This is a genomic window from Microbacterium pratiae (assembly GCF_047302165.1).
Lineage (GTDB): Bacteria > Actinomycetota > Actinomycetes > Actinomycetales > Microbacteriaceae > Microbacterium.
The window spans coordinates 1,666,104-1,690,425 of sequence record NZ_CP154843.1 but is presented as its reverse complement, the minus strand read 5'-3'; the positions used below and the strand labels follow the sequence as shown (position 1 = coordinate 1,690,425).

General features: G+C 70.2%; 20 protein-coding genes. 3 read left to right on the top strand and 17 right to left on the bottom strand.

Annotation, left to right across the window (positions count from 1 at the left end; all coding sequences use genetic code 11):
• Window positions 1–28 precede the first annotated feature (28 nt).
• The 3 genes from AA0Y20_RS07880 to AA0Y20_RS07870 form a co-directional block, all read right to left on the bottom strand.
• Window positions 29–583 (bottom strand): YceI family protein, encoded by a 555-nt coding sequence (locus AA0Y20_RS07880; protein ID WP_120263135.1) that lies wholly within the window; start codon window positions 581–583, stop codon window positions 29–31.
• Between the two features lie 162 nt (window positions 584–745).
• Window positions 746–1,114: an FKBP-type peptidyl-prolyl cis-trans isomerase gene (locus AA0Y20_RS07875; protein ID WP_023951826.1), complete on the bottom strand. Its 369-nt coding sequence runs from the start codon at window positions 1,112–1,114 to the stop codon at window positions 746–748.
• 210 nt (window positions 1,115–1,324) lie between these two features.
• A complete protein-coding gene (locus AA0Y20_RS07870) occupies window positions 1,325–2,494 on the bottom strand; it encodes a PrsW family intramembrane metalloprotease (protein ID WP_412938569.1) in 1,170 nt (389 codons plus the stop codon).
• Window positions 2,495–2,579: 85 nt separating this feature from the next.
• Here AA0Y20_RS07870 and AA0Y20_RS07865 point away from each other — a divergent pair, with 85 nt between their 5' ends.
• The gene (locus AA0Y20_RS07865; RefSeq protein WP_412938568.1) at window positions 2,580–3,449 is read left to right on the top strand and encodes a fumarylacetoacetate hydrolase family protein; all 870 of its coding nucleotides are present in this window, start codon (window positions 2,580–2,582) and stop codon (window positions 3,447–3,449) included.
• On the opposite strand, the gene AA0Y20_RS07860 is transcribed toward AA0Y20_RS07865, so the two are convergent.
• The 10 genes from AA0Y20_RS07860 to AA0Y20_RS07815 all read right to left on the bottom strand — a co-directional run bounded on the left by AA0Y20_RS07860 (window position 3,439) and on the right by AA0Y20_RS07815 (window position 14,375).
• A complete protein-coding gene (locus tag AA0Y20_RS07860) occupies window positions 3,439–4,593 on the bottom strand; it encodes a LacI family DNA-binding transcriptional regulator (protein ID WP_412938566.1) in 1,155 nt (384 codons plus the stop codon). The genes AA0Y20_RS07865 and AA0Y20_RS07860 overlap by 11 nt on opposite strands.
• A gap of 37 nt (window positions 4,594–4,630) precedes the next feature.
• Complete coding sequence (locus tag AA0Y20_RS07855; RefSeq protein WP_412938564.1) at window positions 4,631–6,475, bottom strand: glycoside hydrolase family 3 protein; 1,845 nt, start codon at window positions 6,473–6,475, stop codon at window positions 4,631–4,633.
• A 56-nt stretch (window positions 6,476–6,531) separates the two neighbouring features.
• Window positions 6,532–7,416, bottom strand: coding sequence for a carbohydrate ABC transporter permease (locus AA0Y20_RS07850; protein WP_412938561.1), 885 nt, complete (start codon window positions 7,414–7,416; stop codon window positions 6,532–6,534).
• A gap of 4 nt (window positions 7,417–7,420) precedes the next feature.
• Window positions 7,421–8,371, bottom strand: a complete 951-nt coding sequence (locus AA0Y20_RS07845) for a carbohydrate ABC transporter permease (RefSeq protein ID WP_412938559.1) — start codon at window positions 8,369–8,371, stop codon at window positions 7,421–7,423.
• Window positions 8,372–8,376: 5 nt separating this feature from the next.
• The gene (locus tag AA0Y20_RS07840; protein ID WP_412938558.1) at window positions 8,377–9,642 is read right to left on the bottom strand and encodes an extracellular solute-binding protein; all 1,266 of its coding nucleotides are present in this window, start codon (window positions 9,640–9,642) and stop codon (window positions 8,377–8,379) included.
• A 175-nt stretch (window positions 9,643–9,817) separates the two neighbouring features.
• Entirely contained in the window at window positions 9,818–10,234 is a 417-nt protein-coding gene (locus AA0Y20_RS07835) for a DUF4190 domain-containing protein (RefSeq protein WP_412938557.1), read from the bottom strand.
• 78 nt (window positions 10,235–10,312) lie between these two features.
• Complete coding sequence (locus tag AA0Y20_RS07830) at window positions 10,313–11,773, bottom strand: aspartate ammonia-lyase (RefSeq protein ID WP_412939724.1); 1,461 nt, start codon at window positions 11,771–11,773, stop codon at window positions 10,313–10,315.
• A gap of 54 nt (window positions 11,774–11,827) precedes the next feature.
• Window positions 11,828–12,775: a phosphodiesterase gene (locus AA0Y20_RS07825; RefSeq protein WP_412938556.1), complete on the bottom strand. Its 948-nt coding sequence runs from the start codon at window positions 12,773–12,775 to the stop codon at window positions 11,828–11,830.
• 23 nt (window positions 12,776–12,798) lie between these two features.
• Window positions 12,799–13,134 carry a peptidase gene (locus AA0Y20_RS07820; protein WP_412938554.1) on the bottom strand — a complete coding sequence of 112 codons (336 nt, stop codon included), beginning with the start codon at window positions 13,132–13,134 and terminating at the stop codon, window positions 12,799–12,801.
• Window positions 13,131–14,375, bottom strand: a complete 1,245-nt coding sequence (locus AA0Y20_RS07815) for an inorganic phosphate transporter (RefSeq protein ID WP_412938553.1) — start codon at window positions 14,373–14,375, stop codon at window positions 13,131–13,133. Before AA0Y20_RS07815 ends, AA0Y20_RS07820 begins: the two co-directional genes overlap by 4 nt.
• 198 nt (window positions 14,376–14,573) lie before the next feature.
• Here AA0Y20_RS07815 and AA0Y20_RS07810 point away from each other — a divergent pair, with 198 nt between their 5' ends.
• The gene (locus AA0Y20_RS07810) at window positions 14,574–16,730 is read left to right on the top strand and encodes a S9 family peptidase (RefSeq protein WP_412938551.1); all 2,157 of its coding nucleotides are present in this window, start codon (window positions 14,574–14,576) and stop codon (window positions 16,728–16,730) included.
• A 21-nt stretch (window positions 16,731–16,751) separates the two neighbouring features.
• Here AA0Y20_RS07810 and recR read toward each other — a convergent pair whose 3' ends face one another.
• Both recR and AA0Y20_RS07800 read right to left on the bottom strand, forming a co-directional pair.
• Window positions 16,752–17,345, bottom strand: a complete 594-nt coding sequence (gene recR / locus AA0Y20_RS07805) for a recombination mediator RecR (RefSeq protein WP_412938550.1) — start codon at window positions 17,343–17,345, stop codon at window positions 16,752–16,754.
• Between the two features lie 3 nt (window positions 17,346–17,348).
• Entirely contained in the window at window positions 17,349–19,688 is a 2,340-nt protein-coding gene (locus tag AA0Y20_RS07800; protein ID WP_412938548.1) for a DNA polymerase III subunit gamma and tau, read from the bottom strand.
• A gap of 89 nt (window positions 19,689–19,777) precedes the next feature.
• Between AA0Y20_RS07800 and AA0Y20_RS07795 the strand changes: the two genes are divergently transcribed.
• The gene (locus AA0Y20_RS07795) at window positions 19,778–20,914 is read left to right on the top strand and encodes an NAD(P)-binding domain-containing protein (protein ID WP_412938547.1); all 1,137 of its coding nucleotides are present in this window, start codon (window positions 19,778–19,780) and stop codon (window positions 20,912–20,914) included.
• A gap of 23 nt (window positions 20,915–20,937) precedes the next feature.
• On the opposite strand, the gene AA0Y20_RS07790 is transcribed toward AA0Y20_RS07795, so the two are convergent.
• Complete coding sequence (locus AA0Y20_RS07790) at window positions 20,938–23,517, bottom strand: glycoside hydrolase family 65 protein (RefSeq protein ID WP_412938546.1); 2,580 nt, start codon at window positions 23,515–23,517, stop codon at window positions 20,938–20,940.
• Between the two features lie 64 nt (window positions 23,518–23,581).
• Window positions 23,582–24,310 carry an HAD family hydrolase gene (locus tag AA0Y20_RS07785; RefSeq protein ID WP_412938545.1) on the bottom strand — a complete coding sequence of 243 codons (729 nt, stop codon included), beginning with the start codon at window positions 24,308–24,310 and terminating at the stop codon, window positions 23,582–23,584.
• Window positions 24,311–24,322 lie beyond the last annotated feature (12 nt).

The window sequence follows — 24,322 nt, the reverse complement described above, 5'->3', positions numbered from 1 at the left end:
GCATCCGCCCCTCGCGAGTATCCGGCGATCAGGCCTGGATGGAGCCCTGCAGGTCGAGCTCGATCGTGACGTCCTTGCCGACGAGCACGCCACCGGTCTCGAGCGCGGCGTTCCACGTGAGGCCGAACTCCTCGCGGTTGATGACGGTCTTGGCCGTCGCGCCCGCCTTGTAGTTGCCCCACGGGTCGGTGCCGAAGCCGCCGAACTCGACCTCGAAGGTCACGGGCTTGGTGACGTCCTTGATGGTGAGGTCGCCGTCGACGAGGAAGTCGCCGCCCTGCTGGCGCACGCCGGTCGAGACGAACGTGATGTTCGGGTAGTTCTCGACGTCGAAGAAGTCGGCGCTGCGGAGGTGGTTGTCGCGACCCTCGTCCTTGGTGTTGATCGAGGCGACGTCGACCTTGGCGTCGAGGGTCAGCTCGAGGGGGTTCTCGGGGGCGACGATGGTCGCCTCGGCGACGGCGAAGGTGCCGCGCACCTTCGAGATCATCATGTGGCGGACGCTGAAGCCCACCTCACTGTGGGAGGCGTCGAGCACCCAGGTGCCAGCCTTGTAACCGGGGATTTCGGTGGTCGTGGTCATGATCGTCCTTCGTCGTAGGTGTCCGGGAGGGGTCCGGCGTACAGGGGCGGCAACGCGACCCTCGCACATCCTATTCCCGCGAATGTAAATTTCCGGTGACCGAACGTCGACGGGCGGATGCCGCGTGGTGCGGCATCCGCCCGTCGAGAGGCGTTCGTCGGATCAGCCGACCGCGAGCAGGTCGATGATGAAGATGAGGGTCTTGCCGCCGAGGAAGTGTCCACCGGCCGGGCCGTAGGCCAGGTGCGGCGGGATCACGAGCTCACGGCGCCCGCCGACCTTCATGCCGGGGATGCCGTCCTGCCAGCCCTGGATGAGGCCGCGGAGCGGGAACTGGATGCTCTCGCCGCGGTTCCACGACGAGTCGAACTCCTCGCCGGAGGTGTACTCGACGCCGACGTAGTGGACGGTGACGGTGTCGCCGGGCTTGGCCTCGGCGCCGTCGCCGACAATCAGGTCGCGAACGACGAGGTCATCGGGCGCGGGGCCCTCGGGGGCGTCGATCTCGGGCTTGGTGCGGTCGTCAGTCATGGTGTCCATCCAACCCGAGGGCGGGGGCGGGTGCAACGCGGAGCGTGACGGATCGCACCTCTTGACGCGACTGGGGGGCCGGAGGATCATGGAGGCAGGCCAACTCAGCGCCCGGGAGACATGCAGGCATCGCCGCAGCACCGGGCGCTGAGTCTTTCCCGGACCGCGTCGCGAGAAATGCCCGCGACGAATGCCCGCGACGAACGCTCGTCACGGTCGCAGCAGCGCCTGTCGCAGGCGCGTGGCACGGGCGAGGTGCTCGCGCTCGTCGGCGAGGGCCTGGTCGTCTCGGCCGGTGAGCGCGCGCTGGCGAGCCGCCGCAAGACGTGTCGCCTCGGCGATGAAGGCGCGCATCGTCTCGGTCCGATCGCCCGGGAGCGTCCGCGCCCAGGCCAACGCCCGGCGCCGACCGCGCCCCGTGGCGAGGAGATCGACCTCGACCGGAGTGAACCACCCCGCCGCTGCGTAGTCGTGCAGACGCTCCCGCGTGAGGCGCGCCTCCTCACGGCGGAGCAGCAGCACACCGAGGACGAATCCGATGAACAACGGCACCTGGAGCGTCGCGTAGAGGGCGAAGAAGTCGGCGAAGGCCGCCGAGCCGTTCCAGAGCGCGTGCAGGAGGATCGCGACGGCGAGGCCGGTCGCCCACGGGCCGAACACCGCGGCGCCGCGCGCCCCTCGTCGTACCGCGAGCCCCACCGCGAAACCGGTGGCCGCGGTGAACATGACGTGGGCGAAGGGCGAGAGGATGCCGCGCAGCACGAACGTGACCGACACCTGGGCGAGACCGCCGGCGATCAGGCTGTCGGCGAAGTAGAGGATGTTCTCCGTGAACGCGAACCCCGCCCCGATCATCGCGCCGTAGACCACGCCGTCGACGGGACCGTCGAAGTAGCGCCGTCCCAGACGGAGGATGAGGAGGATGCCGAGCCCCTTCGCGATCTCCTCGACGATGGGCGCCTGGACGACGCTCCCCAACGCCTGAGCGAACGGGTCGCGGGCGGGACCGGCCACGATCGTGACGAGCAGATCGACAGCGAGGGCGATGACCACCGAGGCGATCGCGCCCCACCCGAGAGCGAGCCACAGCAGGCGCGGCGGCTCGGGCTCCCAGCGGTCGACGATGCGGACCGCCCACAGCACGCCGAGCAACGGCAACAGGGCCAGGACGGCGCCCACGATCGAGGCGAACCAGCCGAGGAACGACACCAGGTAGGCGATGAGTCCGAGCATCAGCAGCACCAGGACGGCACCGACCCACAGCGCCGCCCATCCGCCGGGCCGCGCTCGGACGGGCACGACGGGCGGCGAGCTCGGTGCGGCCGGAATGGGGCCGGGATGGCCGGGCTGCGGCTGTGAGAGAGGCGACGGGAACGACACGCCTTCACCCTAGAGCGCAGGCGGGCTCGGCCCGATGGCTGAGGCCTGCGCCGCGACCGCCGCGCGAGCCGGGTAGCCTGGCTGTATGCGCTTTGCCCACGTGATGACCGCGGGGGCCGACGATCCCCGCCTCGTGCTCGTCGAAGACGACCGGGCCACGTTCGTCGGCGACCTGTTCGCCGGCGCACCCGAACGGCTCCAGCAGCTCATCGAGCTCGGTGACGACGGACTGGCGCGCGTCGCCGCCGCGTCCACGAGCGATGGCGTCGCGTGGCACGTCGTCGATGGCTCCGCGTTCGCGTCGGCCGTCCTGGCTCCGCCCATCGTCCTGGCCGTCGGCCTCAATTACGCGGCCCACTCGAGCGAGCTGGGCCTGAAGGCCGACACCGCCCCCACCGTCTTCACCCTGTGGCCGAACTCCCTGACCGCCCACGATGCGATCACGTCGTGGCCGCGGAGCCTCAGCGAGTCCGTCGACTACGAGGCCGAGCTGGGCGTCATCATCGGGGCGGCGGCGAAGGACGTCCCCGCCGACACGGCTCTCGACCACGTCTGGGGCTACACCGTGGTCAACGACATCACCGCGCGCGACATCCAGTTCTCCGAGGCGCAGTGGTCGCGCTGCAAGTCCTTCGACGGGTTCACGCCGACGGGACCGTACGTGGTGACCGCCGACGAGATCCCCGACCCGCAGGATCTGCACATCTGGGCCGTCGTCGACGGGCAGACGGTGCAGGACGCCTCGACCGGACAAATGATCCGCTCGGTCGCCACACTCGTCGCGCATCTGTCGACAGCGGCGACGCTGCTTCCCGGAACGCTCATCTCGACCGGCAGCCCGGGCGGCGCCGGCTACTCGCGCGACCCGCAGATCTTCCTGCGCGACCGCTCCGTCGTCACCGTCGGGATCGACGGGATCGGCGAGCTGCGGACGCACTGCCGCATCACGGACTGACCGCGCACCCGCAGCTTCCGCCGACCCGGAGTCCGACCTCGACGCGCACGCTCCGGCGGGCCGACCCGTCGCCCGGATCGTTCAGCAGCAGGTGGGCGGCGATGCGCCCCATGAGCTCCATCGGCTGGCGCACGGTCGTCAGCGGCGGCGACGACATCCCCGCCGCCTGGATGCCGTCGAAGCCCGCCAGCCGGACGTCGCGCGGCACGTCGACGCCGCGAGCATGCAACACGTCGAGCGCGGCGAGCGCGATCTGATCGGTCGCGCACAGCACCGCTTCCGGCAGCGTGCCCTCGCGTGCTCGTGAGCTCAGCCCCGGGAACACCGGCGCGCGCTCGAGCTCGACGGTGTCGATGATCTCGGCGCTCGCGCCGGAGTGCGAGGCGACCGCATCGAAGAAGGCGGCGCGGCGCTCGTCGGTGTCGAAGCCCGCAGGCGCGTCGATCCACCCGAACGTCGAGACGCCGTGGACGTCGATGAAATGGTCGACCAGCATGCGCTCACCGCCCGCGTTGTCGGCGAGGACGTGATGCGCGTCGCCCAGCGGCGAGCTCAGCACGGCGACCGGGAGCGTCGACGACACCGACCCGAGCGACGCGGTCACCGTCGGGCCCGGCAGGATCGCCAGACCGTCGACCTGCCCCGCCGTGTCGGCGATCTCGGATGCGCCGAGCCCTCCCGTGCTCAGGAGTACCGCCGTGCCGGCTCGCTTGCACTCGAGCACGAAGCCGCGCTGGATCTCGTCGACGTAGAGGGGGAACGTCCGCGGGGCGCTCCGGCGGACGTCCTCGTCGGCGTCCCAGGCGATCAGGTCGACGTCGAGATCGAGGTCGGCCAGGTCGGTGAGCCCGGACGAGGACGTCGATGCGGCGGGTGGCTCGGTCGCAGGCAGACCCGTCTCGACGGGGGGTGCCGACTCGACGAGCAGATCGAACAGGTGCAGCCCGAGCACGCCCGTCCGGCCACGCGCGAGGTTCCGGGCCGAGCCGCTGGGCACGTACCCCAGCTCGCGCGCGACCCGCAGCACCATGTCGCGGGTCTCCGTGCGCACCTTGTCGGGGCGCCGGAACGCGAACGAGACCGTCGCGATCGACACCCCCGCACGTTCCGCGACGTCATAGACCGTGGGCCGTCCGACCACCATGACTACCTCGATTCCCCGGGGAGTCTACCGACGCGTCTCACGCCGGCACGATCGACAGTCCGGTCCCCCGCGGGAAGATCGGCTCGTCGGTGTCGCCCGGCACATCGGTCCGGGAACGACGCACGGCCTCCATCGATCGCGGAATCTCGACGGGCAGCGTGCCGCGCGGCCTCACCGCACCGGTCAGCGCGGCCAGCACCGCGGCATCCGAGCTGCCGTAGTCGGCGACGATGGCCGAGGCGACCGGGACGAGAGGCGTCAGCACCGCGGGCCGGTCGAGACCGACGACCAGCACGAGGGGCGCATGGGCCGCGACACGACCCAGCCGCGACACCAGCCCGGGGCCGAAGTCGAGCGATCCCTGGTGGAACCACTTCTCGAGGAACAGATCGTCACGCGGTTCGAACGGCGCTCCCACGCGGACGATCGCGACATCGGCGTCCTCGGGCCGTTCGACTCGATCGGCGTACGGAGCGAGGGCTGCATCGCCGATGTTCTCGGCGTAGACCTTCGGGCGCGGGGAGGACCGGATCGGCAGCACGTCGTCGCGATTCTGCAGGACGGTCAGCGACTCCGCCTGCGCGCGGGTGCCGAGGGCGCGGAAGTCGGCGTTGCCGACGATGCGCTCGGCTTCGTCCTCGTCGACATACGGGTCGTCGAAGAGACCGAGCCGGAACTTCACGAGCAGGATGCGACGAGCGGACACATCGATGCGCTCGAGGGGCACGGTGCCGGACTCGACGAGGTCGACCAGCAGCTCGGTGCACTCCTCGCCGCCGAACTGGTCGACACCGGCGTCCAGCAGCCGCAGCATGCGCTGGGTCGGGTCGAGCTCCTCGACGCCCCATGCGCGCGCCGGCAGCACCTGATCGCCGACGTGGTTGTCGTTGACGAGCTCCCAGTCCGTGACGACGACGCCGTCGTAGCCGAGCTCGTCGCGCAGGAGGTCGGTCACGATCTGCCGGTTGTAGGCGAACCCGACCTCGGCGATCGGCACGCCGTTCCGCTCGAGCCCGACGGGCATGCCGTAGTACGGCATCATTCCGGCCGTGCCGCGACGGATGGCCTCGCGGAAGGGCTCGAGGTGGTAGTCGAACATGCCGCCCGGATACACCTGCTCGCGACCGTACGGGAAGTGGGCGTCCTCGCCGTCGAGCTGGGGTCCGCCGCCCGGGAAGTGCTTCGTCGTGCACGCGACGCTCTGCGCGCCGAGCTCGTCGCCCTGGAAACCGCGCAGATAGGCGGCGGTGATCTGCGAGACCCGCTCGGCGTCGAAGCCGAACGTCTGCGCCTGGCGTCCCCAACGAGCTTCGGTGGGCAGATCGATCTGGGGGTGCAGTGCGGCCCGGATGCCGACGGCGCAGTACTCGCGCCGGGCGACGTCGGCGAACTGCTCGATCACCTCGAGGTCGTCGAGGGCCGCGAGCCCCAGCGGCTCGGGCCACTGCGAGAAGGGGCCCGCCGAGAAGGCGACGCCGGTGTTCTCGACGAACGCGTGACGGGGGTCCGTGCTGATGGTGACCGGGACTCCGTGCGGTGTGCGCTCCGCGAGCCGCTGGAGGTTGTTGTTCCAGCGGGCCCCCTCGCGGGCGGTCCGGATCGCGTGCACGTTGAAGTGCGTCATGTTCTTGCCGACGACGACGTCGCTCGTCGGTGACTTGGAGATGGCGCCCGGCGTCTCGAGGAGCTCGCCCTCGGGGCCGATCTCGATGACGGTCTGGAACATCAACCCGATCTTCTCGGCAGGCGACATCCGGCCGAGAAGATCGTCGGTGCGCTCCTCCGGGGTCAGCCGCGGGTCCTCGTACGGGTCGAGGATGCCGTTGCCGTTGAGGTCGCGGAAGCGCGTTCCGTCGGGAGCGGTGTGGAGTTCGGGTCGCATGGGGGGCTTTCGATCGTGAGAGGACGGATGCGGCGGCGCGGAGGTCCGCGCGAGGGTCACTTCAGGCCGGTGGTGGCCACGCCGCGGATGAACCAGCGCTGCAGGAACACGAACAGCACGATGATCGGCGCGATGACGAGCACCGACCCGGCCAGCAGCAGTCCGTAGTTGGTGGCGTTCTGGCCCGTCGAGTAGAGCGAGAGCGCGACGGGCAGCGTGTACATGTCCTCGGTCTGAGCGGCCACGAGCGGCCACAGGAAGTTGTTCCACGACGCGAGGAACGTGAGGATGCCGAGAGTGGCGAGCGGCGGCCCGCACAGCGGCATCACGATGCGCGAGAAGATGCGCCACTCCCCCGCCCCGTCGAGGCGCGCCGCCTCGAGCAGCGCGTCGGGGATGCCCATGATGAACTGACGCATGAGGAACACGCCGATGGGGGCGGTGATGAAGGGCAGGATCAGTGCCGGGTAGGTGTTGACGAGCCCCAGCGACGAGACCATCACGAACAGCGGCACGAAGGTGACGACGCCCGGCACCATGAGCGTCACCATGACGAGGACGAAGAGGACCTTCTTGCCCGGGAACTCCATCTTGGCCAGGGCGTAGCCCACCATCGAGCAGAACACGATGTTCCCGAGGACGGTGACGACCGCGACGATGAGGCTGTTCGTGAAGAAGTGCCCGAAGTCGAGGGGCCCGAACCATTGCGCGAAGTTCTCCCCCGTCGGGTTCTCCGGCAGCCAGGTCGGCGGGCGGCGCAGGATCTCGCCCTGCGTCTTGACCGATCCGAGCACCATCCACAGGAACGGGATGAGCCAGAGCACGAGACCGACCGTCAGGACGGAGTAGGTGATCGCACGCGGCCCGAGCCGGCGGCGGGCGCGCCTGGGCGCAGGCGGGGGCGTGACGGTGTCCACCACGGGAGCGGGGATGGTTGTCATCGGGTCAGTCCTTCGAACGGAGCAGCCGGAACTGCAGCAGGCTCAGCAGCGCGATGGCGAGGAAGAGGACGTAGCTGGCGGCCGATGCCAGGCCGTACTCGCCGAAGCCGAACTGCTGGAAGGTGTAGTACGCCACCGAGAGGGTCGAATCGAGCGGCCCGCCCTTGGTCATGACGAAGGCTTCCTCGAAGAACTGCAGGTAGCCGACGGAGATCAGCACCGCGCCGAGGAGGATCGTGGGGCGCAGCAGCGGCAGGGTGACCGAGATCAGCCGACGCCACGACGACGCGCCGTCCATCGTCGCCGCCTCATTGACGTCCTGCGGCACGGCTTGCAGCCCCGCGAGGAAGATGACCATGAGCGTGCCGACGTTGCGCCACACCGCCATCATGATCAGCGACGGAAGCGCGAAGGCGGGATCGTTCAGCCAGTTCGGGCCGTCGATGCCGACGAGCGCGAGGGCGGAGTTGAGGAGGCCGTCGGGCTGGAGGATGTAGCGCCAGACCACGGCGACGGCGACGATGCTCGTGACCACCGGCGCATAGAACCCGACGCGGAAGAACGCGACGATGCGTCCGCCGCCGCTGTTGAGGGCGAGCGCGAGAGCCAGCGCCAGCACCATGGTGACGGGGATGCCGACCACGACGAAGATGGCGGTGACCCCGAGCGACGTGAGGAAGCGCGGGTCGCCGAAGAGCGTCACGAACTGGTCGAGCCAGACGAAGTTCACCGCGAACGGCGAGGTGATGTCGCGGGCCGTGAAGTCGGTGAACGACATCGCGAACGAGCCGACGATCGGGAACAGCATGAAGACGGCGAAGACCGCGACGAAAGGCAGGCAGAAGGCCCAGGCGATGAGCGCCTGACGCTTGCGCTGCCGCGCGTGCAGCCCGCCGGGGCGGGAGGCCCCGCGGCCGGAGTCGACTCCGGCCGCGGGGAGGGTGGTGGTGGACATCGAGGTCACTCGAGTCCGATCGTGTCGGCGTCGGCCTGAAGCTTCTGCAGCACGGCGGGGACATCCGCTCCGCCGCGGCGCAGCTGCTCGAGAGCCTGGTCGCCCTTCGCGGCCACCTGCACCCAGCTGGTGGTGACCGGCGGAGCCTTGGCGGTCTGCAGCTGTTCGCCGAAAGTCGTCAGGCTCGCATCGTCGGCCAGCGCGGGCGCGTCCCACGCAGCCTGGAGGGCGGGCAGGTCACCCGTCTTCTCGTAGAAGGCAGCCTGCGTCTCGGGTTCGCTGAGCCAGCGGACGAGCTTCCACGCCGACTCGGCGTTCTTGCTCTGGTTGAACACGACGAGGTTCGCCCCGCCGCTGAACGACACGGAGCCGGTGTCGGCGGGCAGGACGGCCGTCGCGTACTTCGATGCGAAGTCCTCGCCGCCCAGCAGCTCGAGCTGACCGCGCAGGAACGGGCCTTCGACGACCATCGGGGTGGTGCCCGCCACGAACTCCGCCTCCGTCGCCCCGGCGGAGATGTCGGCGTTCGCGTCGGCGAGGCCCTCGTCGAAGAAGCTCTCGTAGTACTCCAGCCCCTTCGTCATCTCGGGGGTGTCGAGTGTCCAGGCATCCCCGTCGGTCAGCTCGGCACCGGCGGACCACGGCATCCACATCGCGCCCTGGAACGAGTCGTTGCCGCCCGGCATCCGGATGCCGTACTCGGCGCCGGCCTTCTCCTTCATGTCGGAGGCGAGCTGCTGCAGCTCGTCCCAGGTGGTGGGCGCCTGCGACCAGCCCGCCTGCTGCGCGAGGTCGGTGCGGTAGTAGAGCACGCGGGTGTCGACGTACCACGGCACCCCGGCGGCGCGATCGTCGAACTCGGTCGTGCTGAGCGCTCCAGGGAAGAAGCCGTCGGTCGCGATCTCAGCCGGGACGGTCGCGAACGCGTCGCCGAAGTCGGCCATCCAGGTCGAGCCCACCATGGCGACGTCGGGGGTGTTGCCGCCCGCGATCGCCGTCTGGAACTTGTTGTGCGCCGCGTCCCACGGGATGGCCGTGACGTCGATCTTCACGTCGGGATTGGCCTCTTGGAACTCCTGGACGAAACCCGGCAGCGCCTCGCCCTCCGCGCCCATCGCCCACACGCTGATCGTGCCCGTGGCCGGGCTGTCGTCGAGCGAGGTGACCTCGGCGGGTCCGGCGGCCGACTCGTCCGTGCGGCCGCAGCCGGTCAGGATGAGCGACACCGCAGCCAGAGTGGCGATGCCACCTGCGACTGTCTTGAACTTCACGTCTTCCTCCTTGAATCGCGGACCGCCGAAGCGATCAAAGCGCTTAACCGATGCGCTGGGGAGGAGTTTAAGCGCTTTGACTCGGCGAACGCAATCGCACCCCGCCCATCCTGAGCCCGGCATGAGAAAGCCCCCGCGGATCACATCCGCGGGGGCTCGCCGTCAGCGTGTCGGCTCAGTACCGAGTGGAGGAGCAGGACTGGGTCTGGCCCCAGACCGTCACAGTGTCGGCACCCTGGACGACGCAGGTCTGGTAGATCTCGTTCGCCACGTTGCCGAAGATGGTGAACAGCACGATCGTGACGACCACGCCGATCACCATGAAGACGGCGCTGATGATGATCGCGGCCAGGGCGAGACCGTTCTTGCGCCCCGCCTTCTTGCTCTGGACGAGCGCCACGATACCGAGGATGAGACCGACGAGCTGCAGTCCGACCGGCACGATCGCGAGGATGAAGGCGACGATCCCGAGGGTCTTGCCGGGCACCGGGGCATTGGGGTTCTGGTACGAGGCGTCCGAGGACGACGTCGGGTACGCCGGCGGCTGGTAGGCCGGAGGCTGCGGCGCGGACGGGCTGTTCGGGTCGGTCATGGGGTCCCCCGGTCGATCGAGAAAGATATGGACGTCCTCGACGTTAGCGAGAGCCGGCCCCCCGGCACAAAGGGGCGATCAACCCGACACGCTCTCCTCGGCGTCCGCCAGCACGATCGGGATGGCCGCGGTGACCGCCTGGAGCCCGGACAGGCGCGCCGGGGACAGCTGCTTGTCGACCTCCTCTCGCGACATCAGGCCCGCCTCCACGACCAGGTCACCCACGTTGCGATGAGTGAGCAAGGCGGTCTTCGCGAGCGCCGCTGCGGCGGCGTAGCCGATGAACGGGGTCAGCGCCGTCACGACGCCGACCGACGAGCCGACCATGGCGCCCAGCCGCTCGCGGTTCGCCGTGATCCCGTCGACGCAGTTGACGCGCAGCGTCCGCATGGCGCGTCGCATCCAGGTGATCGACTGGAAGATCGAGTGCGCGATGATCGGCTCGAACGCGTTGAGCTGGAGCTGTCCGCCCTCGACCGCCATCGTCACCGTCAGGTCGGCACCGGCCACGGCGAATGCGACCTGGTTCACCACCTCGGGGATCACCGGGTTCACTTTGCCGGGCATGATGCTCGACCCCGCCTGGCGTGCCGGGAGGTTGATCTCGCCGAGACCCGCCTGAGGTCCGCTCGAGAGCAGGCGCAGGTCGTTGCTGATCTTCGACAGCTTGATCGCATTGCGCTTCAGCGACGAGGAGAACGACATGAACGCGCCCGTGTCGCTGGTCGATTCGACGAGGTCGACGGCGCTCGACAGGTCGAGCCCGGTGATCTCGCGCAGGTGCCGCACGACCGCAGGCCGATAATCGGGGTGCGTCGTGATGCCCGTGCCGATGGCGGTCGCGCCCATGTTGATCTCGTAGAGCAGCGAGGCGTTCTCTCCGAGGCGCGAGTGGTCCTCGCCCAGTGTCGTCGCGAAGCCGTGGAACTCCTGCCCGAGCGTCATCGGGACGGCATCCTGGAGCTGCGTGCGACCGACCTTGAGGACGTCGTGGAACTCGACGGCCTTCGTCAGGAACGACTCGCGCAGCATCGCCAGCTCATCGAGCAGGCCCTCCAGGTCGAGGGCGAGCCCGACCTTGATCGCCGTCGGGTAGACGTCGTTGGTCGACTGGCTGCGGTTCGTGTGATCGATCGGCGAGAGGAAGCCGTAGTCGCCCTTGGGCCGCCCCACGAGCTCGAGCGCGATGTTGGTGATGACCTCGTTCGCGTTCATGTTCGTCGAGGTGCCGGCGCCTCCCTGGACCACGCCGACGACGAACTGGTCGTGGTACTCCCCGTCGATGACGAGCTGTGAGGCGCGATCGATCAGCTCGGCGCGCTCCGGGTCGAGCACCCCGATCTCACGGTTCGCCCGGGCCGAGGCCTGCTTGACCATCGCGAGCGCCCTGACGAGGTCGCGGTAGACGGAGATCGGACGCTGCGAGATCGGGAAGTTCTCGAGTGCGCGAGCAGTGTGGACGCCCCAGTAGGCGTCGGCGGGGATCTCGAGCGAGCCGAGCGAGTCGGTCTCGGTGCGGGTGGCGGGAATGGACGACATCATGCACGGGTCCTTGTGGGTCTCACGGCGATGGGAGGGACGATCTCAGCCTAGTCAGCGCTTGCGGGAAAACGCCTCGAGACGCTCCTGCGGCGACAACCGCGCCATCTCGGCGACCCATTCGGCGGAGAAGTAGTCGCCCGTCGGAGCTTCGACCACGGGGACGACGGTGTGGGTGATGACGTCGTCGTAGACGTGCACGAGCTGGAACGCCTGCCCGGCATCCATGCCGTTGACCGCTTGCGGCGGGCGCTGGAGGTTCATCGTGTAACAGGTCGCGGACGCGACGGAGACGGGGATGCCTGCGAAGGTCCCCGACGTCGAGTAGTGGAGGTGCCCGGCGAGGATGCCGCGGACGTCGGTGCCCGCGAGGACCTCGGCCAGCGCCTCCTGGCCGCGCAGCTCGAGGATGTCGAAGAACGGCACATGGCTCGGCAGCGGCGGATGGTGCAGCGCGAGGATCGTGCCGTGCGGGGCCGGCTCGGCCAGTACCTCTGTCAACCATTCGCGCTGGCCCGCATCGATGTCGCCGTGATGCCAGCCCGGCACCGTGGAGTCGAGCACGACGAGCCGCAGCCCCGACAAATCCCACACTCCGGTCACCGGTTCGTCCGTGGGCGGCCCCCCGAACAGCCCCGCGCGCATCGCCTCGCGCTCGTCGTGGTTGCCCGCCACCCAGACGATCGGCGCGCCCAGCCGATCGGCGACGGGCTCGACCGCCTCTCGGAGCCGGCGATACGCGTCGGGCTCGCCGAGGTCGGTCAGATCGCCCGTGAACACGAGCGCGTCGGGACGGACGCCGGTGCGCTCGACGGCCGCGAGCGTGGCGTCGAGGTTCGCCTCGACGTCGTAGCGCCCGCCCAGGGACGCACCGCCCGCGAGCAGATGGGTGTCGCTCAGATGGACGAGGACATGACCTGCGGGCTCGTGTCGACCGAACCGGACGGATGCCGCCTGGTCACGAGCCTGCGCGGGGCCGCCCGTCGGCGTTGCTGAGGTCATGGCGACAGCCTATGCCGGGGGTCCTACCGTCCCGCCACGATGAGGATGATCCCGCCGAGGACCGCGAGCCCGCAGAGCGTGAAGGCGGCGTACGCGGTCACGAGCGCGATCCGCTTCTGGCCCGCCGTCAGCGGGTTCTTCTTCGCCGCCTTGGCTGCCGCCTTCGCGTGCCGGCGCGCCTGCTTCTCGCTGATGACAGCGATCGCGTCGGTGAACTCCGCGGGAGTGACCACCGGCACGCGCCCCGCACGCACGAGCATCCGCAGGCCCAGGGCGTAGAAGCCGACGACCAGCACGGCACCGGCGATCGCGGCGCCGAACACCTGGACGAACGCGAACCAGTCGATCGAGACGTTCATCGCTCGCCCTCCGCCTGCTCGGACGCCGAGCTCGTCGCCGCCGCGGCTGCCTTCGCACGCCGCTGCCGGCGCGTGGGCGGCGGATCGGCGGGCACGTCGACGGCGTGACCGGAGTCGGCGACCTCGCTCATGGCGTTGCCGGCGTGCACCTCGTTGCGGCGCGACCGCACGAACATCGCGAGGACGATCGCGACGGCCGCGATCGCATCGATGACGATGCCCGTCGGACCGAGCCACACGACGAGCAGGGCGGCGAGGGCGCCCACGGCCCCGGAGGCCGGGAGCGTCAGCAGCCAGCCGACCGCGATCCGACCCACCGTGCCCCAGCGGACCGTCGAGCCGCGACGTCCGAGGCCGGACCCGATGACCGAGCCCGACGCGACCTGCGTCGTCGACAGGGCGAAGCCGAGGGCGCTCGAGGCGAGGATGGTCGATGCCGTCGACGCCTCGGCCGAGAAGCCCTGTGCGGGCTTGACGTCGGTGAGTCCCTTGCCGAGGGTGCGGATGATGCGCCATCCGCCCATGTAGGTGCCGAGTGCGATCGTGACGGCGCAGGCCACGATCACCCACAGCTGAGGCTCGGCGTGCTCGGCGCTCTGCCAGCCGGCCGCGATCAGGGCGAGCGTGATGACGCCCATCGTCTTCTGCGCGTCATTCGTGCCGTGGGCGAGCGCGACGAGGGACGAGGTGAAGATCTGCCCCCAGCGGAAGCCGTCGCGGCCGTCGGGCTTGCCGTCGTGGCGACGGGTGACGGCGTAGGCGACCTTGGTGACGGTGAAGGCGATCACGCCCGCCGTCACGGGCGCGATCAGCGCCGGAAGGATGATCTTGCTGAGCACGACGCCGAAGTCGATCGCCATCGCGCCGACACCCACGAGGGTCGCGCCGATGAGGCCGCCGAACAGGGCGTGCGACGAGCTCGACGGCAGACCGAGCAGCCACGTCAGCATGTTCCACGTGATCGCACCGATCAATCCCGCGAAGATCAGCGGCAGCAGCGCGGTGGCGGCGAGCTGTTCCTCGTGGATGATTCCGTGCGAGACGGTCTTCGCCACCTCGGTGGACAGGAAGGCTCCGACCAGATTCAGCCCCGCGGCCAGGAGGACGGCCACCTTGGGCTTGAGCGCTCCGGTCGCGATCGGCGTCGCCATCGCGTTCGCGGTGTCGTGGAAGCCGTTGGTGAAGTCGAAGAAGAGTGCCAGTCCGATGACCAGCAGAAGAATGAGTACAGCGGTCTCCACTGTGCGCTCTCTGTGCGTGCGGGCCCGCGAACACGGGTCCTCGAGTACGGATCGGGATGCCGCGGCGCGGCGGGCGCGAACGAAGAGTTCACCGTCTGTTCAGGGTCCGGCAACCGGACCATCGAATCCTGCCACACCATCGCCCTCACCGTGAATCCGAGCGGCCGGATCAGGCGGTCTCGGCGCTAGCGTGGAACAGTGACCGACACCCGCGACATCCTCACCCCGACCCCCTCCGACGCTCCCCCGGCCCCTGTCGCGGCCGTACGCGAGCACCGCCGCACGCACCACGGTGATGAGTTCATCGACCGATACGAGTGGCTACGCGAGAAGGACGACGCCGAGGTGATCGCCCACCTCGAGGCCGAGAACGCCTACACCGACGCCCGCACGGCGCATCTGGGCGAGCTGCGCGATCGGATCTTCGAGGAGATCAAGGGCCGAACGCTCGAGACCGACCTCTCGGTTCCGAGCCGACGCGGCGACTGGTGGTACTACAGCCGCACCGTCGAGGGCAGCCAGTACGGCATCCACTGCCGGGCTCCCCTCGTGTCACCCGACGACTGGACGCCTCCGCAGCTCGAGCCCGGCGTCGACGTCCCCGGCGAGCAGGTGCTGCTCGACGGCAACGTCGAGGCCGAAGGTGCGGAGTTCTTCTCGCTCGGGAGCTTCGAGGTATCCGCCGACGGCTCGCTGCTGCTGTACGGCGTCGACACCGAAGGCGACGAGCGATACACCCTCCGCCTGCGCGACATCGCGACCGGCGAGAACCTCGCCGACGAGATCGGCGGCACCTTCGCGGGAGCGTCGCTGTCGCCGGACGGACGGTTCATCGTCTATTCCACCGTCGACGATGCGTGGCGTCCCGACTCGGTCTGGCTGCACGAGATCGGCACCGACACCGCATCCGACGATCGCCTGTTCCACGAGCCCGACGAACGGTACTGGGTCGGTGCGGGCTTCACCCGCAGCGACCGGTATCTCGTGATCGGGGTCGGCTCGTCGATCACCAGCGAGGAGTTCCTCGTGCCGGCCGACGACCTGCGGGCGGAGCCCCGCTCGGTGTGGCCTCGTCGCGAGGGCGTCGAGTACTCGGTGTCGCACGCGATCGTCGAGGGCGAGGACGTCCTGTACATCCTGCACAACGATGACGCGCTCGACTTCGAGCTCGTCCGGGTCTCGGCCGACGACCCGACCGGTGCGCGCGAGGTCGTGCTCCCCCACGAGCCCGGACGCCGCCTCGAGGGCCTCTCGACGTTCCGCGACTGGGCGCTGCTCGGCTACCGGCGCGACGGACTGCAGCGTCTCGGCATCTTTGAGTACGGCTCCGGCTCGGTCACCGAGCTGGAGTTCGACGAGCCGCTGTACACCGTCGGCTCCGGGGGGAACCCCGAATGGGCGCCCCCCGTTCTGCGGCTCGGCTACGGCTCGTTCGTCACGCCCGGAACCGTGTACGACTACATCGTCGCGACCGGCGAGCTGCTGCTGCGCAAGCGCCAGCCGGTGCTGGGCGGTTACGACCCGGCGGACTACGAGCAGCGGCGGGTATGGGCGACGGCGGACGACGGCACCCGCGTTCCGGTCTCGGTCGTGTGGAAGCGCTCGTTCGGCGACCCCGCCGAGCCCGGCGACGGACCCCGCGCACTGCACCTGTACGGTTACGGCTCGTACGAGCACTCGATCGACCCGGCGATGTCGGTCGCACGCCTGTCTCTCCTCGACCGCGGCGTCGTGTTCGCGGTCGCTCACGTGCGTGGTGGCGGCGAGATGGGACGGCAGTGGTACGAGGACGGGAAGCTGCTGCACAAGCGCAACACCTTCACCGACTTCGTGGCCGCCGCCCGCCACCTCGTCGACAGCGGCTACACGACCCCCGAGCGGATGACGGCCGAAGGCGGGTCGGCGGGTGGTCTGCTCATGGGCGCGGTGGCGAACCTCGCTCCCGAGCTGTTCGCCGGCGTCCTCGCGGCGGTGCCCTTCGTCGACGCCCTCACGACGATCCTCGATCCCTCGCTGCCGCTGACGGTCATCGAGTGGGACGAGTGGGGCGACCCCCTCCACGATCCCGATGTGTACGCCTACATGAAGTCGTACTCGCCGTACGAGAACGTGCGCGAGGACGTCACGTACCCGCGGATCCTGGCAGTCACCTCGCTCAACGACACCCGCGTGATGTACGTCGAGCCCGCGAAATGGGTCGCGCGCCTGCGCGAGGTCGGGGTCGACGCGTTGCTGAAGTGCGAGATGGTCGCCGGCCACGGCGGGGTCAGCGGCCGGTACAACTCGTGGCGCGAGCGCGCGTTCGAGCTCGCCTGGCTGCTCGACGTCGTCGGCCTCGCGGAGGAGTCGGCCTGACGCCGGATCCGAGGGGCGTCGTCAGAGCTGGCGGCGTCCCTCGAACGCCCGACCGAGGGTGACCTCGTCGGCGTATTCGAGGTCTCCCCCGACGGGAAGGCCCGACGCCAGCCGCGTCACCCGGATCTCGAGGGTCGTCAGGAGGCGACTGAGGTAGGTCGCCGTCGCCTCGCCCTCGAGGTTCGGGTTGGTCGCGAGGATGACCTCCTGAACGGTGCCGTCAGCGAGACGCTGCATGAGCTGCGCGATGCGCAGGTCATCGGGGCCGATGCCTCCGATCGGACTGATCGCGCCGCCGAGCACGTGGTACAGGCCACGGAACTCTCGGGTGCGCTCGATGGCGGCGACGTCCTTGGCGTCTTCGACGACGCAGATGAACGTACCGTCGCGCCGGGGGTCACGGCAGATCGCGCAGCGCTCCTGCTCGGACACGTTGCCGCACACTTCGCAGAAGCGCACACGCTCGCGCAGCTCGCCGAGCAGATGCGAGAGCTTCGAGACGTCGAAGGTCGGCGTCTGCAGAATGTGGAACGCGATGCGCTGCGCCGACTTCGGCCCGATGCCGGGCAGGCGGCCGAACTCGTCGATGAGGTCCTGGACGATGCCGTCGTACATGGCTTAGCCGAATCTCGTGGGTGACGTGAAGGGTTCTTCGCGGACGAAGGTGGCGCCGAGCATCTGCCGGACGACCGCCTCGCCGTAACGTTCGATCCCGCCCCGCGCGGGCGCTGCGTTCGCCCGACCACCCGACGGCGCCGCCGCCGCCGCGGCCGCCGGCGGGACAGCAGCCCGTTCGGGAGCGGAGTCGCGCCGCTCGACGACCGGGGCCGCGGCCGCGGGCCGCTCGACGGCGACCGGCGCCCGCGGCGGAATCGGCGCGTAGTCGTCGACGGGGGGCGGCGGATAGTCGCGGTCCTCGTCGTCGATGGGCGGCAGCGGCTCGGGGTACGCGTCGACGTCACCGTCGTGCGGAGCAGTCAGGGTGCGGACCGGCGAGGCCACGGCATCCTCGGGCTCATCGTCGACCGCGAACTGCGGCGCCGACTCGCCGCCCTGCGGGATCGGCGCGACCGCCCACTCGGTGACCGGAGCCGCGTGCGCGGAGGAGCCGGCTGGGGCGGCGGATACGGTCGTGCGGACGCCCGCCGAGGCCGACGGGGCAGCGGCGGTGCGCTGCCCGCCCGGAGACGGCGAGGACGGGGGCTGCCCCTGGTCCCCGGAGCTCTGCTGCCGGGGTGCGCTGCCGGATTGCCCGCCAGACGGCGGAGGCGTGGCCCCGCCGGGTGCCGGTGCGCCCCCTCCGCCCCCGGGATCGGAGTCGTGACGGGCGACGTACTTCACCCGCACGCCGAGGACGCCCAGGATCGCACCGCGCAGGTCTTCGCTCGGGCCCTTGCCCGCGTTGAGCTTCTTGAACTGCAGGACGTCGGACTGGCTCTGGAACGAAAGCGTCAGCACCCCCGTCTCGGAGAACGCGACGGGTGAGGCCACGGACGCGATCATCCACGACGTGCGGCTGATCGTCTCGAGGCGCTGCAGCACCTCGGGCCACGCGTCGCGCATCTGCGCCAGCGTGACGGTCGCCGGATCGCGCGGCTCGGCGGGGGCCGGTGGCGCGGAACCGGATGCCGCCGCGGCGCCGGAAGCCGCGGGAACAGCGGTCGTCGATGCCGAAGGCTGCGTCGCCGGGTCGGACGACGACACCGGTGCGGCACGGTCGGGCTGGGCGGACGCCGCGGCGGGGGCCGGGGCGGGAGTCACGATGCGCGGCGGCGCCGCGGGGGCGGCCGCAGGCGACGAGGCGTGCGACGCGGGAGCGGCCGCGACGGGTGCCTGGTCGGCTGCCGGGACGCTGTGCTGGGCCGCGGCGAGCACACGCGCCACCAGGAGCTCGAGCTGCAGCCGCGGCGAGGTGGCGCCCGACATCTCGTCGAGAGCGGTCACGACGAGGTCGGCCGTGCGCGAGAGCCGGTCGGTGCCGAACAGCGAGGCCTGCCGCGCCATGCGCTCGAGCTCTTCGGCCGACACTCCGCGCAGCACCGCGGACGCGCCCTGGCCGGTGGCGGACACGATGATGAGATCGCGGAGGCGCTCGAGCAGATCGTCGACGAATCGCCGCGGATCCTGCCCCGTCTGGATGACCCGGTCGACCGCCGCGAAGGCCGCGGCGGCGTCGACGGCTCCGAACGCTCCGACGACCTCGTCGAGCAGCTCCGCGTGGGTGTACCCGAGGAGCGCGACCGCGCGCTCGTAGGCGACTGCCCCGTCGTCGGAGCCCGCGATCAACTGATCGAGAAGCGACAGCGTGTCGCGCGGCGACCCTCCCCCGGCCCGCACGACGAGCGGCAGGACGCCGGCCTCGACCTGCACGCCCTCCTGGGCGCACAGCTGTTCGACGTACTCGAGCATCGCAGCGGGCGCGACGAGCCGGAACGGGTAGTGATGGGTGCGCGAGCGGATCGTGCCGATGACCTTCTCGGGCTCGGTCGTGGCGAAGATGAACTTCACGTGCGCGGGCGGCTCTTCGACGAGCTTGAGCAGAGCGTTGAACCCCTGCGCGGTGACCATGTGGGCCTCGTCGAGGATGAAGATCTTGAACCGGTCGCGCGCCGGGGCGAACACCGCGCGCTCGCGGAGGTCACGGGCGTCGTCGACGCCGTTGTGGGAGGCGGCGTCGATCTCGACGACGTCGAGCGAGCCACCCCCGCCGCGGCTGAGCTCGACGCAGCTGTCGCAGGTTCCGCACGGGGTGTCGGTGGGTCCCTGCGCGCAGTTGAGGCAGCGGGCGAGGATGCGGGCCGAGGTGGTCTTGCCGCATCCGCGGGGCCCCGAGAAGAGGTACGCATGACCGACGCGGTCGGAGCGGAGCGCCGTCATCAGGGGTTCGGTCACCTGCGACTGGCCGATCATCTCGCCGAACGCTTCGGGACGGTAGCGGCGGTAGAGGGCGGTGGTCACCCAGACAGACTACGGCGTACCGCCGACACCGGCCCTGTCGGCATCCTCACGGCGGGAACAGCGTGCGCCCGCAGCCCGTTGCACCCGACATGGAAGCTGCGCGCGTCGACGTCGTGGTCATCGGCGCGGGGCAGGCCGGGCTCTCCGCGGCCTACCATCTGCGGCGGCGCGGGTTCGTCCCCGTCGGCCCGGACGAGGCCCGATCGTCTGCGGCATCCGCGCGCTCGTTCGTCGTCCTCGATGCGGAACGCTCCCCCGGCGGCGCCTGGCAGCACCGCTGGGAATCGCTCCGCATGGAGACCGTCAACGGCATCCACGAGCTGCCCGGGCTCACCGTGCCGCCCGCCGATCCGCGCGCTCCCGCGCGCACCGTCCTGCCGGCCTACTTCGACGACTACGAGCGCCGCTTCGATCTCCGCGTCCACCGTCCGGTCGACGTGCACCGCGTCGAACGCGAGGACGCCGACCCGCACGGTCGCCTGCGCGTGGAGACCGACATCGGTGCCTGGTCCGCGCGGTGGGTCGTCAACGCCACGGGAACGTGGCGGCGTCCGTTCTGGCCGCACTATCCGGGCGCGGAGACCTTCACGGGACGCCAGCTGCATGTCCACGACTACGTCTCGGCCGATGAGTTCTCCGGGCAGCGGGTCGTGATCGTCGGAGCCGGCATCTCCGCGATCCAGCTCCTCGACGAGATCTCTCGCGTCGCCGACACCTTCTGGGTCACGCGCGACGAGCTGCGCTGGGATGCGGGCGGCTTCGACACGGCCGCGCGCATCGCGGCGATCGCCGGGGTCGAGGAGCGCGTGCGGCAGGGCCTCCCGCCCGGCAGCGTCATCTCGGTGACCGGACTGCACTGGAACCGCTGGGCCGAGGCGGCGCAGCAGCGCGGCGTGCTCGTGCGTCATCCCCTGTTCGAGCGGATCGAGCCGTCCGGTGTCCGCATGCCGGACGGGAGGCTCGAGCGCGCCGATGCGATCCTCTGGGCGACCGGCTTCCGTGCCGACATCCCGCATCTCGCCCCGCTCGGCCTGCGCACCGCCGCCGGCGGCATCCGGGTCGCGAACGGCCGCGCGATCGACGAGCCGCGGCTCTTCCTCATCGGCTACGGCCCGTCGCAGTCGACGGTCGGCGCCAATCGCGCCGGTCGTGACGCGGTGCGGGCGATCATGGCCGACGCGACGCCGCAACCCGCCGACGCGCGCGAGGAGGCCGTGGGCGCGTGACCCGGCGGCCCTGAGCCGCGCGGTCAGGAGTCGGTGCCCACCTGCTGGTCGGCGAACGTCTGCGCGTAGTCCTCGACGACCGGGATCTCGCCGGTGATCACGGGGACGTCGGTCGTCACCGTCGGGATCGACGTCGTCACCGTCGCATCGGGAATCGAGGCCGACAGCAGCGACCCGTCCTCCCGCCGCGACTGGGCGAGCTGGCGCAGCGACGGGCGACCCGCGAGCAGCGGCCCCTGTCCCGCGAGGGGGATGCGGACCGTCTCACCGCCCGCGACCCGCATCTCCCGGCCGCGGACCGCGAACTCCACCGCATCGCCCGGACCCGCCGCGACGGTCATCGCGTCGGCCGTCAGCGTGATGTCGAGGCGCGTGCCCTGCCAGTGGAGCGTGTACTCCAGCGACGGCCAGTCACGGGGCAGGCGGGGATCGAAGCTCAGCGCGCCGTAATGGTCACGCATGCCGCCGAACCCCGACACGAGCGCGGTCCACACACCGCCCGCGGAGGCGACGTGCACGCCGTCCGATGCGTTGCTGTGGAGGTCGCCGAGGTCGACGTAGATCGACTCGAGGAAGTACTCCAGAGCGAGGTCCTGGTATCCGACCTCGGCCGCGAGGATCGACTGCACGACACCCGACAGGGTCGAGTCGCCGGTGGTGAGCGGGTCGTAGTACTCGAAGTCGGCGAGCTTCTGCTCGTCGGTGAAGTGGTTGCCCTGGAGGAAGAGCGCGAGCACGACGTCGGCCTGCTTGAGCACCTGGTAGCGGTAGATCACCAGGGGGTGGAAGTGCAGCAGCAGCGGCCGCTGACTGTCGGGGGTGTTCTCGAGGTCCCACACCTCGCGGTCGAGGAAGACCGCGTCCTGGGGATGGATGCGCAGCGACTCGCTGAACGGGATGAGCAGCGCCTCGGCCGCCCGCTCCCACCCGTCGGCCTCCGCGGGGTCGAGGTCGAGTCGCTCGATCAGCGCACGGTAGGCCTCGGGCGCCTCTTCGGCCATGTCGCGCACGGTGCGCGCCGCGAACCGCAGGTTGAACCGCGCCATGACGTTGGTGAAGAGGTTGTCGTTGACGACGGTCGTGTACTCGTCGGGGCCGGTGACGCCGTGGATGTGGAACGACTCGGCGTCGCCGTCCTCGCCGAACCGCCAGAACCCGAGCGTCGACCACAGCCGCGCGGTCTCCACCGCGATGTCGACGGCCTCGCGGTAGAGGAAGTCGACATCGCCCGTCGCGCGCACATACTTCGCGAGCGCGAAGCTGACGTCGGCGTTGATGTGATACTGCGCGGTGCCGGCGGCGTAGTAGGCCGAGGCCTCTTCGCCGTTGATCGTGCGCCACGGGAACAGGGCGCCGGCCTCGTTGAGCTGGCGGGCTCGGCGGCGCGCGGCGGGCAGCATGAGGTAGCGCATCCGGAGGGCGTTGCGGGCCCACAGGGGCGTCGTGTACGCCAGGAACGGCAGCACGTAGACCTCGGTGTCCCAGAAGTAGTGACCGCTGTAGCCCGAGCCGGTGACGCCCTTGGCGGGCACGCCCTGACCGTCGGCACGAGCCGCCGCCTGCGCGAGCTGGAACAGGCACCAGCGGGTGGCCTGCTGCAGATCCTCGTGACCGCCGATGCGGACGTCCGAGCGACGCCAGAAGTCGGCGCACCACGCGGCCTGCCGCTCGAACTGCAGGGCGACGCCCTCTTCGCGGACGCGGTCGAGCACGCGGCGGCCCCGCTCGACGAGCTCGCGCGCCGGCACGCCCCGCGACGTGTGGTAGCTCACGAGCTTGGTGACGGTCACGGGGACGCCGCGCCGCGCGTTCACGCGGTACACGTTCTTGGCGATGTCGGGCTCGATGAGGCGGCGAGCGGAGTACTCGTTCTCGGTCTCGACGAGGTGATCGGCGACGACCGACACCGTCATGCCCGAGTTGGTGGACTTGTACGACAGCACCGACCGGCCGTCCTCGTCCTGCCAGTACTCCTGGGGCTGGAGGACGCGCTCCTCGATCTTCTCGGTCTTGCGGGGATCGAAGCCGGCCCCCGCACGACCCGGAGCCGATCCGCCGTAGACGTCCTCGCCGTCCTGACGGTTGACGATCTGGCTGCTCACCGAGACCGGGGCATCGGAGTTGAGCACCGTGATCGTCAGGCGCATGATCGCCAGGTGCCTCTGCTCGAAGGAGACGAGGCGCTCGAAGTCGACCTGCACCTCCTTGCCGCTCGGCGTCACCCACAGCAGCTTGCGGGTGAGCACGCCCGTGCGCATGTCCAGCACCCGCTCGTAGTCGCGGATGTCGGCGACGTCGAGCGAGAGCGGCTCGTCGTCCACGTAGACGCGCAGCACCTTCGCGTCGGGTGCGTTGATGATCGTCTGGCCCACCTCGGCGAAGCCGAAGGCCTGTTCCGCGTGCCGGATCGGGAAGATCTCGTGGAACCCGTTGATGAAGGTACCGTGCTCGTGGGCGTAGCGCCCCTCGGGGTGGTTGCCGCGCAGCCCAAGGTAGCCGTTGCCGACGGCGAACAGCGTCTCGGTGACGCCGATGTCCTCGACGGAGAACCTCTTCTCGACGAGACGCCAAGGGTCGACGGGGAAGCGATCGCGATCGATCATGAGGGCCTTCCGGAGAACGGGCCCCGCCGCTGGAGGCGGGCGATGCGGGCGGGTGTTGACGTGGTCAGACGAAAGCGTCGAGATCGTCGACGACGACGTGGGCTCCGAGAGCGCGGAGCGCGTCGGCACCGGCGCCGCGATCGACGCCGACCACGAGAGCGTAGCCTGCCGCGACAGCCGACTCGACACCCGAGTGGGCGTCCTCGATCGCGACGGAACGGGTCGGGTCGACGCCGAGCATGCGCGCACCCTCGGCGAACACGTCGGGCGCGGGCTTGGAGGGCAGGTGACGCTCCTCGGCGACGACGCCGTCCATGATGACGGGGAACCGCTCGAGCAGGCCCGCGACGGCGAGGACCTCGCGCGCGTTCTTCGAGCTGGAGACCACGGCGATCGGGATGCCGGCCGCCTGCAGCTTGTCGACGAGCGCGAGCGATCCCGGGTAGGGCGCGATGCCCTCGGACCGGAGCACGCGCTCGAAGACGGCGTTCTTGCGGTTGCCGATGCCGCACACCGTGTCGGCCGACGGGTCGTCGCCCGGCTCGCCCCACGGCACCTCGACGTCGCGCGAGCGCAGCAGGCTCGCGACGCCGTCGTAGCGCTTCTTGCCGTCGAGATGACGGAAGTAGTCGTCCACGGTGTACTCCGGGGTGATGCCCCAGGCCGTGAACAGCTCGGTGAACATCGTCTGCCAGGCGTGCATGTGCACGTCCGCGGTCGGGGTGAGCACGCCGTCGAGGTCGAACAGCACGCCGTCGTAGGCGGTCAGGTCGGGAAGCTGAGCCGAGGTCACGGAACCAGCGTA